Source organism: Phycicoccus sp., from assembly GCF_035325325.1.
Lineage (GTDB): Bacteria > Actinomycetota > Actinomycetes > Actinomycetales > Dermatophilaceae > Phycicoccus.
In genome coordinates, this window is the sequence record NZ_DAOLAC010000039.1 from 22,785 (window position 1) to 35,141 (window position 12,357).

Genomic DNA, 12,357 nt, shown 5'->3' on the forward strand with positions numbered 1-12,357 from the left:
GTGGTTGATTACGGGAATGGCGGACGACGAGATGGTGGACCGCGGCTTCACGGCGCTCGCGGATCCGGTCCGCCGCGCGATCATCGCCCGGCTCAGCCGGGGGCCGGCGACGGTCGGCGAGATCGCGGAGCCCTTCGGGATCACCGTCCAGGCGGTCTCGAAGCACATCCAGGTTCTCGAGCACGCGGGCCTGGTCAGCAAGGGCCGGGACGCCCAGCGGCGCCCGGTTCACCTCGAGCCGGCCGCCCTCGAGCGCCTCACGGCGTGGATCGACGGCTACCGGCTCGTCCACGAACGGCGGTTCCGCCGCCTCGACGCGGTGCTCACCGAGCCCGCATCCGACCCCCAGGAGTGACCCCCATGGCCAACAGCCTGTCCCTCGACGTCCCGGCCGGTGTGCCGTGGCTCGACTTCACCCGCGACTTCGACGCCCCCGTGCACGCCGTCTTCGACGCCCACGCCGACCCCGAGAAGGTCCGCCGCTGGCTCGGCCCGACGGGCTACGAGATGGACGTCCCGCAGTGGGACTTCGTCGAGGGCGGCGGCTACCGCTACGTGCACCGCAACCCGGCGGGCCACGAGTTCGGCTTCCGCGGCTACTTCCACTCGGTCCGCCCGGACGAACTCATCGTGCAGACCTTCGAGTTCGACGGGATGCCCGACGAGGTCGCCCTCGAGTTCATGCACTTCGAGGACCTCGGCGACGGCCGCACCCGCCTCCACGGGCGCAGCATCGGCCGCACGGTCGAGGGTCGCGACGCGATGGTCGAGTCCGGCATGGAGTCCGGGATGGTCGAGGGCTACGCCAAGCTCGACACCATCCTCGCCGCCGGCTGACCCCACCGCCCCCCACCGCGACCGTGTGTGAAGAACGTCGGCCCAGCGACGTTCTTCACACACGTCCGCGGAGGGCGGAGGTGGAGGGGGTCAGGAGCCGTCGTCGGCGGACGATGACGCGCGCTCGGCCTCGTCGAGGCGCTGCTGCAGCCGGTCGCGGACCTCGTCGGGGGTGTAGGCCCGGCGCGAGCGCTCGTCGCGGGCGACGAGCACCCCGGTGGCGACGACGCCGGCCAAGCCGGCGAGCCCGAGCACCTTCCACCTGCGGTTGCGGTCCACGGCGCCACCCTAGCGAGCCCGGCCCGGCACACTGGGGCCCATGGCGCGCCCCGCACCCCCGACCGTCCCGTTCGACGAGGCCGTCGCGGCCACCCGGACCGGCGACCTGTGGATCTTCCGCGGCGGCACAGTCGCCGACCGGCTCATCCAGACCGCGAGCAACGCCCCGGTCAACCACGTCGGGATGGCCCTCGTCCTCGACGACCTTCCGCCGCTCATGTGGCACGCCGAGCTCGGGCGCTCGCTGCGCGACCACTGGACCGGCGAGCACCACCGCGGTGTCCAGCTGCACGATCTCGCCGAGGCGGTGACGACGTGGCAGGTGCGCTACGGCCAGCGGGCGTGGCTGCGCCAGCTCGAGCCCGGTGCCGGCCGGCCGCAGGAGGACGCCGCGCTGCGGACCGTCGCCCGGCTCGACGGCGTCTCCTTCCCCTCGACCGTGCGCCTCGGCTGGCGCTGGCTGCGCGGCCGTGACGCGCACCTGACCCGACGGGCGCGGGACGGCAAGGGCCTGCGGCCCGAGGACGCCTACTGCGCCGAGGTCGTCGCGAGCACGCTCGAGGACATGGGCATCCTGCGCCCGGACGTGCCGACGAACTGGTACGACCCGGGCCGGTTCTGGAGCGGCGACAGCCTGCCGCTCGCCGACGGCTGGACGTACGGCACCGAGGTCGAGGTGGCCCGGGCCGCCGACTGAGCGTCCGTCCGTCCCACCCTCCCGCTCACCGCCCCGACCGTCACGAAAGCCCCACCCCGTCGGGTCGCGCCCTACGGTGCGGATCGGGCGCAGCGTCGCGCCCATCCCTGACGGAGGAGACGAAGGAATGCGACGATCTCGCATGGTCGCCCTGACCGGTGTCGTGGCCCTGGCCACGGGCACCCTGGGAGCGGTGGCCTCGACGGCGTCCGCGCACCAGGCCGCCGCGACCGGTACGACGGAGCGCACGAGCTATGCCGTGCTCGCGAAGGAGGGCACTGACGCCCGCGCCCTCGCGCAGCGGCTGCAGCAGGCCGGGGCCACGGTGACCTCGGTGAACACCGACATCGGCCTGGTCTCGGTCGACTCCACCCGCGCCGGCTTCGCGGCCAGCGCCCGCGCGCTCTCCGGGGTCGCGGCCGCGGCGAAGGACGGCGTCGTCGGTCGCTCGCCGGACGCCGGCAAGGTCGCCGACCGCGAGCGCGCCCACGAGCAGGACGTCGCGGCCCGCACCGCCGACCACCGCGACGGCCGCGTGGACGACAAGGGCCCCAAGGGTCCGAAGGCCCCCAAGGCCGACCCGCTCGACTCCCTGCTCTGGGGCATGGACATGATCAACGCGCCGCAGGCGCACCGGACCGAGATGGGCGACAGGCGCGTCCGGGTCGGGATCATGGACACCGGCGTCGACGGCTCCCACCCGGACCTGGCCGCCAACTTCGACCGCCGCCTGTCGCGCAACTTCACGACCGACATGCCCGACATCGACGGCCCGTGCGAGTACGCGAGCTGCGTCGACCCGGCCGACCACGACGACAACGGCCACGGCACGCACGTCGCCGGCACCATCGGCGCCGCGATGAACGGACTCGGCGTCTCCGGCGTGGCCCCGAACGTCGACCTCGTCAACGTCCGCGCCGGCCAGGACAGCGGCTACTTCTTCCTCACCCCGACCGTCAAGGCGCTCACCTACTCCGGTGACGTCGGCATCGACGTCGTCAACATGTCGTTCTACGTCGACCCGTGGGCCTACAACTGCCGGGGTGGCGCGCCGGAGGACACCCCGGAGCAGGCGGCCGAGCAGGACCTCATCATCCAGTCGATGACACGGGCGCTGAACTACGCGCACCGCAAGGGCGTCACGCTCGTCGCGGCTCTCGGCAACAACAACGAGGACATCTCGAACCCGCGCACCGACACCTCGAGCCCGGACTACCCCGGCGGCACCGAGCACCCGCGCACCATCGACAACGCGACCTGCCTCGACCTGCCGGTCGAGGGCCCGCACGTGCTCGGCGTCTCGGCGCTCGGCCCGTCCGAGCGCAAGGCCGACTACTCGAACTGGGCCACCGACCTGCGCTCCGGCGAGATCGAGGTCTCGGCGCCCGGCGGTTGGTACCGCGACGGCCTCGGCACCGACACCTACCGCACCAACGGCAACCTCATCCTCTCGACGGCCCCGCTCAACGTCATGCAGGACGAGGGCCAGGTCGACGCCGACGGCAACATCACGCCGCTCGGCGAGTCGCTCGGGACGATGAAGGACTGCCGCGTCGTCAAGGGCCACGACCACAAGGGCGGTCAGGAGGTGTGCGGGTACTACCAGTACCTCCAGGGCACCTCGATGGCCTCCCCGCACGCCGCCGGGGTCGCCGCGCTCGCCGTCTCGGCGCACGGTCGCCAGCAGGGTCGCAGTGGCTTCGGGCTCGCCCCGGACGCCGTGCGCGCCATCGTCATGGGCACCGCCACCGACCACGCCTGCCCGGCGGGTGGCGTCCAGTCCTACACCGACGTGGGGCGCTCGGACCTCTACACCGCCACGTGCGTGGGCACGCCGCGGTTCAACGGGTTCTACGGCGCCGGCATCGTCAACGCCGCCGGAGTGGTCGCCCGCGGCCACGGCCACGCCGACTGAGCTCTCGCCACCTGACGACGCGCCGCCCGTCCCGCTCTCGTGGGGCGGGCGGCGCGTGCGTCCTCGCTGACCTAGGCTCCCGCCGTGACCATCGGGACGACGGCGGGGATGACGGCCGAGCGCGCCGCCGCCTGGGTGGCCGGGCTCGGGACCCGATGGCGCCGCTGGGTCCTCGTGGGCGCAGGGGTGGCCGCCTTCGTGGCGTCCGCGGCCGGGGAGCCGGTGGACCGCTGCACCCCCGCCGACCCGACGGTCTGCGGCCCGGACCCGGTGTTCTCCGCCGCCGTCGTCCTCGCGGTCGCGGCCGTGGTGCTCGTGTGGTGGCGGCCGGTCGAGGCAGCGGCCTGTGCCGTCGGCTTCGCGGTGCTCGACGTCCGGTTCGACGACGTCGTCGCGGCGAACGTCGCGTGGACGCTCCTCGCCCTGCTCCACGTGGGGCACGTCCTGCTCCTCCGGCGGGAGCGGGCGTCCCGGCGGCGCGCGGTCGTCGACGCCTTCGTCGACCTCCCGGTGGAGGTCCGCGGGTCACCGCGCCTTCTCGCGCGCGACCCCGGGCTGCCGCTCGGTCCGTCGCACCTCGCGGTGCTCGCCCTCGTCGCGGCCTCGCTGGCCTGCCTCGGCGTCCTGGCCCAGCAGCTCGCCTCGGAGGCCGCGCACGAGGAGAGGTCGAGCATCGTCGGGGCGGTCGTCGTGGGGTCCGAGGGTGAGGACGGCCTCGCCTACCGGCTGCGCCTCGAGGAGGCGGTGGCCGGCGTCCCGCGCGAGCCCGTGGTCGAGACCCTCGACGAGTACGAGGTCGGCGAACGGGTGCCCGTGCGCGTGGACCCGGCCGACCCGGGGTGGACCCACCTCGTCGCCGAGCCCCCGGACGTCACGTGGTGGCTGTCCCTCGCCGTCGGCGGGCTGCTCCTCGCCGTCGTCCTCGCCCGACCCCTGGTCAGTGGTCGGATGCACCGCCGGGCCCTCGCGGCGACGATGCACACGTCGGGCGTCCCGGTGCGGTGGGTCGAGATGCACGACGACGTCGTCCCCGTTCTCGCCACCGACCGGGAGGTCGTCGTCGCCGAGCTCGAGATCGTCGCGGGTCCCCGGCCGGCCGGCCCCGAGTCGCCACGGCTCGAGCAGCAGGTGCGCAGTGGCTGGCTCGTCGGCGACGTGCGGGAGGGAGGGTGGGTGGCACTGGCCCACCCGGGAGGCCTCGAGCTGCCGGCCGCCCCGCTGCGCGTCCTGCCGGACCTCCCGCAGATCGACGACACCTCTCTCGACCCGGAGCTCGAGGAGGACCTCGCGGTCTGGAGCGACCCCGTCTCCCCGGACACGCCGGCCGCGGCGTTGCCCGCGCGGCTCGGCCCGGGGATCCTCGACCGCCTCGTCGGCACGGCCGGAGTCCTCGCCGGCACGCTGGGCGGCCTGTGGCTGCTCGGGGCGCCGGAGGCCTCGTGGTGGCAGGGCATCGGGGTCTGCCTCGCCGCGTTCTCCGTCGTCCACTGGGGCGTCGACCGGGCCGTCTCCGCGGTACGGGTGGATGCCGAGGGGATCGGTCTGGTCGACCCGTGGCGGCGCCACCGGGTGCCGATGACGGCCGTCGCGGACGTCCGCGTCGCGGGTGACGACGTCGTCGTCCTTCTCGGCGGCGACGAGGACGACGAGGACGGGCTGGTCCTCGGCCCGTGGGTGCGTCGCGTCGGTCCGGGCCGCCGTCCGGTCCCGACCGCAGCGGCGGTCGCCGCCGCGGTCGACGCCCGTCGCCCGGTCGTGCGTCCGCCCGAGGGCGCGGGGGTGGCCGTCACGGGCGCGGTGTCCCCGGGCGCGCCCGTGCTCGTCCTTGCCGTCGCGTTGCTGGCGATCCGCTGGCTGGCGGTGCTCGTCCTCTGAGCCGCGCCGCGCGGTCAGCCGGCCAGGGCGTAGCCGAGCGCCGCCGCCCCGATACCGAGCACGATGGAGAGCCCGAGCGTGACCGCGGCCGCCACCGCCCGGCCGTCCTCCAGGGCGTCCCACAGCTCGAGGGCGAGGGTCGAGAAGGTGGTCAGCGCGCCGCAGAAGCCGGTGCCCACGAGGGCGAGCGCCGCGCCGTCGACGGCGTCGCCGACGAGCACCCCGAGGACCAGTGACCCGGCGACGTTGACCGCCAGCGTGCCGACCGGCGGCGCCGCGCCGAGGTGCTCCCGGGTCCAGTGCGCGACGGTGAGCCGCAGCGGCGCCCCGACGGCGGCGCCGAGCGCGACGAGCAGGGCGTGGGTGGGGTTCACGGGCCGGGCCAGACCCGGCGGCCGCCGAGCATCCCCGCGGCGACCGCGATCGTGCCGACGAGGAACGTCGCGCCGACGTAGAGGACCCCGAGCTGCACCTGGTGCGCCGCCCCCAGCTGCACGGCGTCGACCGCGAGCGCGGAGAACGTCGTCCACCCCCCGAGCAGGCCGACCCCGACGAACGGCCGGGCCAGCCGGTGCACGCCGGGTCGGTCGACGAGGAACGCGACGAGCAGCCCCATCGCGAACGCGCCGGTGACGTTGACCACGAAGGTGGCCCACGGGAAGTCCCCGGCTCCGTGCGGCAAGGCCAGGCCGACGCCCCAGCGGCCCAGCGACCCGAGTACCCCGCCGACAGCGACCGACCCGAGCAGCGCCGGCTCGGGCAGCGTTGCGCGAGAAGCCATCCGGTCAGCCACGCAGGGTGGCCAGGTGCTCGGCGATGCGACCGATCGCCTCGGTGAGGGTCTCCTCGTCGGGAAGCGTGACGAGGCGGAAGTGGTCGGGCTCGAACCAGTTGAAGCCGGTGCCGTGGGTGACGAGGATCTTCTTGGCCCGCAGCAGCTCGATGACGAACGCCTCGTCGGACTCGATGGGGTAGACCTCGGGGTCGAGGCGCGGGAAGCAGTAGAGCGCCCCCTGCGGCTCGACGCACGAGACGCCCGGGATCTCGTTGAGCAGCCGCCAGGCCAGCTTGCTCTGCTCGCGGAACCGGCCGCCCGGCCCGATGAGCTCGTTGACCGACTGGTACCCACCGAGCGCGGTCTGGATCGCGTGCTGCGCAGGGACGTTCGCGCACATGCGCATGTTGGCGAGCAGCGTCAGCCCCTCGAGGAAGTCCTCGGCGAGGTGCTTCGGCCCGGAGACCATGACCCATCCGGCGCGGTACCCGCACACCCGGTACGCCTTGGACAGGCCGCTGAAGGTGAGGCACAGGACGTCGTCGCCGGCGAAGGTCGCGGCGTGGTGGTGCACGGCGTCGTCGAAGAGGATCTTCTCGTAGATCTCGTCGGCCATGACGACGAGGTCGTGGCGGCGGGCGATGTCGACGAGGGCCCGCACCGTCTCCTCGGAGTACACGGCGCCGGTCGGGTTGTTCGGGTTGATGACGACGATGGCGTGCGTGTTCTCGGTGATCTTGGCCTCGATGTCCTCGAGGTCGGGGTTCCACCCGTTCGACTCGTCGCAGCGGTAGTGCACGGGGGTGCCACCGGAGAGCGACACCGCGCCGGTCCACAGCGGGTAGTCGGGGGCGGGGACGAGCACCTCGTTGCCGTCGTCGACGAAGGCCTGGAGGACCATCGTGATGAGCTCGGAGACGCCGTTGCCGATGTAGACGTCCTCGACGGCGGTGTCGCGCAGGCCACGTGACTGGTAGTACTGCGCGACCGCGGTGCGCGCCGAGTAGATGCCCCGCGAGTCGGCGTACCCCTGGCTGTCGGGCAGGTTGTGCACCATGTCGGCGACGATCGCCTCGGGGGCCTCGAAGCCGAACGGGGCGGTGTTGCCGATGTTGAGCTTGAGGATCTTGTGGCCCTCCGCCTCGAGCCGCTGGGCCTCGACGAGGATCGGGCCGCGCACGTCGTAACGCACGTGCTGGAGCTTCTGGCTCTGGACGATCCGGCGCATGCGCCCCAGTGTCCCAGCCGCGGCCACGCAGCGCCGGACCCGTCCACGTCCCGTGCGTCACGGGCCCGGGGCCCCCATCGGGACCGCCGGGTCATTGCGGGGGGATGACGGGGTGCCGCCGGCCTCGGGCCGCGCGGGCGCGGCACGCCTAGCCTTGGGCCCGTGGCCCGCATCCTGCTCGTCGAGGACGACGCGACCGTCCGCGAGACGGTCGCGGCGTACCTCTCGCGCGCCGGCCACGAGGTCGACGCCGTCGGCGACGGGCTCGAGGCGGTCGACCGGTTCGCCGCCGTCCCGGCCGACCTCGTCCTCCTCGACCTCATGCTCCCCGGCCTCGGCGGCCTCGAGGTGACCCGCCGGCTGCGCTCGATGCGTCGCGACCTGCCGCTCATCATGGTCACCGCGCGCGGCCAGGAGCACGAGCGGGTCCAGGGCCTGCAGCACGGCGCCGACGACTACGTCGCCAAGCCGTTCAGCCTCCGCGAGCTCGAGCTCCGGGTGCGTTCGCTGCTGCGGCGCACCGCCGCCCCGGAGGTCCCCGTCGTCGACGTCCTGCGCGACGGCGACCTCGTCGTCGACCTCGGCGCCCGCTCCGCCACCCGGGGCGGGGAGCCGCTCGCCCTCACCGCCCGCGAGCTCGACCTGCTCGCGTGGTTCCTCCAGCATCCGGGGGTCGTGTGGTCGCGTGACCAGCTGATCCGCGAGGTGTGGGGCTGGGAGGTCGGCGACGCCTCGACGGTGACCGTGCACGTGCGGCGGGTTCGCGAGAAGGTCGAGTCCGACCCGGGCACGCCGACCCGGCTCGTGACGGTGTTCGGCCGGGGCTACCGCTGGGACCCCACGCCGCCAGACGCGGCCACGGCCGACGGGCCCCCCGGATGACCCCCGAGACCAGCGCGGTCGTCCTCTCCGCGGTCGTCACGGCGCTGGCCGGCGGGCTCGGTGCGCTCGTCCTGGCCCGTCTCTCGCGGGGGCGCGCAGCCGTCGCCGCCCTCGGCGCCCCGCTCGTGCTCGTCGGCTCCCTGGCCGTCGGGGTGGCGGTCGCGACCCGTTCGATGATCGTCGCCGCCGACGACTACCGCAGCCTCGTCTTCGTCCTCCTCGCCGGGGCCCCGATGGCCGTGCTCGTCGGCGCCCTGCTCGCCCGGCGGGTCTGGCGCCTCGAACGCGAGTCGGCGGGGGAACGGGCCGCCCGCGAACGCGACCGGCAGGTGGAGGCGTCGCGACGCGAGACCATCCAGTGGCTCTCGCACGACCTGCGGACCCCGCTGGCCGGCATCCGGGTCCTCGCCGAGTCGCTCGAGGACGGCGTCGTCGCGCAGCCGCGGGACGCCTACGGACGCATCGTCCACGAGGTCGACCGGATCGACGGGATGGTCGACGACATCGCCGAGCTGTCGCGGCTGCACGCGCCGACCGCGATGCGTCGTGAGCCCGTCGCCCTCGACGACCTCGTGTCGGACGCCGTCACCGGGATCGCGCCGCTCGCCGACGCCGCCGGTGTGCGCGTCGTGGCTGGCGCGCTCGCCGGGACGACCGTGCTCGGCGACGCCCGTGCGCTGACCCGGGCGGTCAGCAACGTCGTGCGGAACGCGGTGCAGCACACGGCGTCCGGCGGCACGGTCGAGGTGACGACGAGCAACGGCGGCGGCACCGCGACGGTCGAGGTCGCCGACGAGTGCGGAGGCGTCCCCGCCGAGCACCTGGAGCTGCTCTTCGAGCCCGGGTGGCGGGCCGACTCCTCCCGCCACGACCGCGGGATGGGCCTCGGCCTGGCCATCACCCGTGAGGTGGCCCGCGCGCACGGTGGTGCGGCGGCCGCGGTCAACCGGCCGGACGGCAGCGGCTGCGTCGTCACCCTCACCGTGCCGTGCGGGTCGGTCGGCTCGGCCGGCTGAGCGGGAGGACGGGCGTCGGAGGACGCGCGTCGGGCAGACTCTGCCGGGTGGACGACGTCGTCGTGGAACGCGTGCTGCGGGCGGTCGAGCAGGTGCCCCGGGGTCGGGTCGTGTCCTACGGCGACCTCGCCGCCCTCGTCGGCATCGGGCCGCGCCAGGTCGGCTCGATCATGAAGGTCTACGGGGGCAACGTCACGTGGTGGCGGGTGACGAACGCGTCCGGCGACCTCCCTGCCCCGCTGCGTGAGCGGGCCCGGGTGCGGTGGGCCGAGGAAGGGGTCCTCGTCAAGCCGAATGGGCTGGGCTGCCGCATCGCCGACTACCGCGCCGACCTCGACGAGCTCGCCGGCGCGTACGAGCAGGCGGTGGCCGACCTCCCGGCCTGAGGGCGACGCGGCGCCGGCCGTCGACCGGGCGCTCCGGCGGCCCGCGCCACCGGCTTCCGGATGTGAGACTGGGGCATGCACCTCCCCGCCCGACCCACCGTCCGGCGCCGGCTCGCGGCCACGGCGGCCGGCCTCGCCCTCCTCGCGGTCGGGGGATGCTCGTCCGACGACGAGGGGTACGGCGAGGTGCCGGCGTCCCCGTCGTCAGCATCGCCCACCGGCACGGCGTCGTCGTCTGCGACGGCTCCCACGTCGTCGAGCCCGGCGCCCCGGAGCACGGCCGTCCCCGCGCTGGCCGTCGAGGTCGTCACCGGCGGGCTGGAGCACGGCTGGGACATCGGCTTCCTCCCCGACGGCAAGGCGCTGGTCAGCGAGCGGCCGGGCCGGTTCGCGCTCGTCTCGGGCCTGCGCACGGGGGCGACGCTCAGCCGGGTCGGCGCCGACCTCGAGGACCTCTACGTCAACAGCGAGGGCGGACTGCTCGGCCTGGTCGTCCACCCCGACTTCGCGACGAGCCGGGAGTTCACGACCTGCCAGACGCACCAGGAGGGCGGGCGGCCGGTCGACGTCCGGCTGGTCACGTGGCGCCTCTCGGCGGACGAGCGGTCGGCGGTCCGGGTGCGCACGCTGCTCGACGGCCTACCCATCTCCACCGGGCGGCACTCGGGCTGCCGTCCCGAGCTCGACGCCGGCGGGGCGCTCGTCGTCGGCACCGGTGACACCGCCCGCGGCAGCATCCCGCAGGACCTCACGAGTCTCGGCGGGAAGACGCTCCGGCTCGACCTGCGCACCGGGAAACCGTTGTCGGACAACCCGTTCGCCTCGGCAAAGAACGCGAACCAGCGGTACGTGACGAGCTACGGGCACCGCAACGTCCAGGGCGTCGCGCTCCAGCCGGGCACGGGCCGCATCTTCACGGCCGAGCACGGGCCGTCGTTCAACGACGAGGTCAACCTCCTCCGGCCGGGCGCCAACTACGGGTGGGACCCGGCGCAGGGCGGCACCGTCGGCGGCTACGACGAGAGCGTGCCGATGACCGACACCAAGCGCTACCCGAACGCCGTCCCCGCGGTGTGGCAGTCGGGCCGGACCACCCAGGCGGTCTGCGCCGCCGAGTTCCTCGAGGGGCCGCAGTGGGGGGCGTGGGACGGCGCACTCGTCATCACCGCCCTCAAGGGCGCCAAGATGCTCGTGCTCACCCTGCGCGCGGACGGGTCGGTCGCGACGGTGGCCATCCCCCGGGCCACGAACGGTCCGTACGGCCGGCTGCGCGCGGCCCGGCTCGGCCCGGACGGAGCCCTGTACGTCACGACGTCGAACGGCGACGACGACCGGCTGCTGCGGATCACCCCCCGCACCTGACCTGGCCGCCCCTCCAGGTCGCGCGACATGCGGATGAAGAGGTCCGTCCGTCCGCATGTCGCGCGACCCGGAGGGTGCCCTGTGGATGACGCGACGGCGCCGGCGCGCGTTCGGAGCACCATCGGCCGATGGTCAGCGCGCGCCTGCCCGAGCCGCTCGGGACCGGACCCTTCTCGGTGGCCCGGGCCCGGGCGGCCGGCCTGCGCCACTGCGACCTGCGGGCGCTCGGCCTGCACCGCCCGACGCACGGCGTCCGCACGCTGACACCCCCGGAGACACTGGTCGACCGCGCCCGGGCCTGGGCGCAGGCCCTCCCCCCGGACTCCGCGTTCTCGCACGTCACGGCGGCCGTCGTCCTCGGGCTGCCCCTTCCGGCGTCGCTCGAGGCCGACAGCCGCCTCGACGTCATGCGGACCTCCGACCGGACGCCCACCCGCCGCGCCGGCTGCCGTGGGCACAGGGGGCTCGAGACGCGCTCGGTCGTGGAGGCGTCGGGACTGCGGGTGGTGGGCGCGGCCGACACCTGGTGCGACCTCGGCGAGGTCCTGCACCGCGGGCTCTCGGTCGACGACCTCGTCGTTGCCGGCGACGCCGTCGTCGGCCACGGCACCGGGAGCGCGTCGGCGGCCGTGCTGCGCAGCACCCTCGACGGTCGGGTCCGTCCTCGGGGTCGCGGGCAGCTGCTCGAGGCGGTGGGCCTGGTCCGTCCGGGCGTGCGGTCACCGCGCGAGACCCGCGCCCGGCTGATGTTCGTCCGGGCCGGGTTCCCCGAGCCGGAGGTCAACGGCGTGGTCCGGGACGCCGCCGGAGGATGGCTGCTCGAGGGCGACCTCGTGTGGCAGGCCGAGCGGGTCGTCGGCGAGTACCAGAGGGCCGCACACGCCGACCGGAAGCGCAGGAGCGCCGACGCCCACCGGAACGGGCTCGCCGCGGACGAGGGCTGGACCGTCCTCGAGCTGTGGTCGGAGGACCTCGACCAGGGCCCCCGCCGGCGCGCGACCCTGCTCCGGTTCGCGCGCGTGCTCGGCCTCGACCCGCGGCACCTGACCATCGACTGACTGTGAGCATCGACAGCGCAGCCTGATGGTGCTGGGCTGTGGTCGAC

The 12,357-nt window shown here is 74.6% G+C and carries 14 protein-coding genes; 10 read left to right on the forward strand and 4 right to left on the reverse strand.

Going from position 1 to position 12,357, the window contains the following annotated elements; translation table 11 throughout:
- The first annotated feature begins 16 nt into the window (after positions 1 to 16).
- Positions 17 to 355, forward strand: coding sequence for a metalloregulator ArsR/SmtB family transcription factor (locus PKA89_RS17530; protein ID WP_324421611.1), 339 nt, complete (start codon positions 17 to 19; stop codon positions 353 to 355).
- Positions 356 to 360: 5 nt separating this feature from the next.
- Positions 361 to 837 (forward strand): SRPBCC family protein, encoded by a 477-nt coding sequence (locus PKA89_RS17535; protein ID WP_324421613.1) that lies wholly within the window; start codon positions 361 to 363, stop codon positions 835 to 837.
- Positions 838 to 927: 90 nt separating this feature from the next.
- On the opposite strand, the gene PKA89_RS17540 is transcribed toward PKA89_RS17535, so the two are convergent.
- A complete protein-coding gene (locus PKA89_RS17540; RefSeq protein WP_324421615.1) occupies positions 928 to 1,116 on the reverse strand; it encodes a hypothetical protein in 189 nt (62 codons plus the stop codon).
- 40 nt (positions 1,117 to 1,156) lie between these two features.
- Here PKA89_RS17540 and PKA89_RS17545 point away from each other — a divergent pair, with 40 nt between their 5' ends.
- From PKA89_RS17545 to PKA89_RS17555, 3 genes are all read left to right on the forward strand, one after another.
- Positions 1,157 to 1,813, forward strand: coding sequence for a hypothetical protein (locus tag PKA89_RS17545; RefSeq protein WP_324421617.1), 657 nt, complete (start codon positions 1,157 to 1,159; stop codon positions 1,811 to 1,813).
- Between the two features lie 142 nt (positions 1,814 to 1,955).
- Positions 1,956 to 3,728 carry a S8 family serine peptidase gene (locus tag PKA89_RS17550; protein WP_324421619.1) on the forward strand — a complete coding sequence of 591 codons (1,773 nt, stop codon included), beginning with the start codon at positions 1,956 to 1,958 and terminating at the stop codon, positions 3,726 to 3,728.
- A gap of 84 nt (positions 3,729 to 3,812) precedes the next feature.
- Positions 3,813 to 5,603 (forward strand): DUF3592 domain-containing protein, encoded by a 1,791-nt coding sequence (locus tag PKA89_RS17555; protein WP_324421621.1) that lies wholly within the window; start codon positions 3,813 to 3,815, stop codon positions 5,601 to 5,603.
- Positions 5,604 to 5,617: 14 nt separating this feature from the next.
- Here PKA89_RS17555 and PKA89_RS17560 read toward each other — a convergent pair whose 3' ends face one another.
- Genes PKA89_RS17560 through PKA89_RS17570 form a run of 3 tightly spaced genes read right to left on the reverse strand, consistent with a single transcriptional unit; the run spans position 5,618 to position 7,606 of the window.
- Positions 5,618 to 5,977, reverse strand: coding sequence for a CrcB family protein (locus PKA89_RS17560; RefSeq protein WP_324421623.1), 360 nt, complete (start codon positions 5,975 to 5,977; stop codon positions 5,618 to 5,620).
- Positions 5,974 to 6,384, reverse strand: a complete 411-nt coding sequence (locus PKA89_RS17565; protein ID WP_324421625.1) for a CrcB family protein — start codon at positions 6,382 to 6,384, stop codon at positions 5,974 to 5,976. Before PKA89_RS17565 ends, PKA89_RS17560 begins: the two co-directional genes overlap by 4 nt.
- Positions 6,385 to 6,388: 4 nt before the next feature.
- Entirely contained in the window at positions 6,389 to 7,606 is a 1,218-nt protein-coding gene (locus tag PKA89_RS17570; RefSeq protein ID WP_324421627.1) for a pyridoxal phosphate-dependent aminotransferase, read from the reverse strand.
- 162 nt (positions 7,607 to 7,768) lie between these two features.
- On the opposite strand from PKA89_RS17570, the gene PKA89_RS17575 reads away from it, so the two are divergent.
- The 5 genes from PKA89_RS17575 to PKA89_RS17595 all read left to right on the forward strand — a co-directional run bounded on the left by PKA89_RS17575 (position 7,769) and on the right by PKA89_RS17595 (position 12,310).
- Positions 7,769 to 8,488: a response regulator transcription factor gene (locus PKA89_RS17575; RefSeq protein ID WP_324421629.1), complete on the forward strand. Its 720-nt coding sequence runs from the start codon at positions 7,769 to 7,771 to the stop codon at positions 8,486 to 8,488.
- Positions 8,485 to 9,504: a HAMP domain-containing sensor histidine kinase gene (locus PKA89_RS17580; protein ID WP_324421631.1), complete on the forward strand. Its 1,020-nt coding sequence runs from the start codon at positions 8,485 to 8,487 to the stop codon at positions 9,502 to 9,504. The genes PKA89_RS17575 and PKA89_RS17580 overlap by 4 nt, the downstream gene beginning before the upstream one ends.
- A gap of 47 nt (positions 9,505 to 9,551) precedes the next feature.
- Complete coding sequence (locus tag PKA89_RS17585; RefSeq protein ID WP_324421633.1) at positions 9,552 to 9,890, forward strand: MGMT family protein; 339 nt, start codon at positions 9,552 to 9,554, stop codon at positions 9,888 to 9,890.
- A gap of 75 nt (positions 9,891 to 9,965) precedes the next feature.
- Positions 9,966 to 11,252, forward strand: coding sequence for a PQQ-dependent sugar dehydrogenase (locus tag PKA89_RS17590; RefSeq protein WP_324421635.1), 1,287 nt, complete (start codon positions 9,966 to 9,968; stop codon positions 11,250 to 11,252).
- A 128-nt stretch (positions 11,253 to 11,380) separates the two neighbouring features.
- Positions 11,381 to 12,310, forward strand: a complete 930-nt coding sequence (locus tag PKA89_RS17595) for a hypothetical protein (protein ID WP_324421637.1) — start codon at positions 11,381 to 11,383, stop codon at positions 12,308 to 12,310.
- The last annotated feature ends 47 nt before the right edge of the window (positions 12,311 to 12,357 follow it).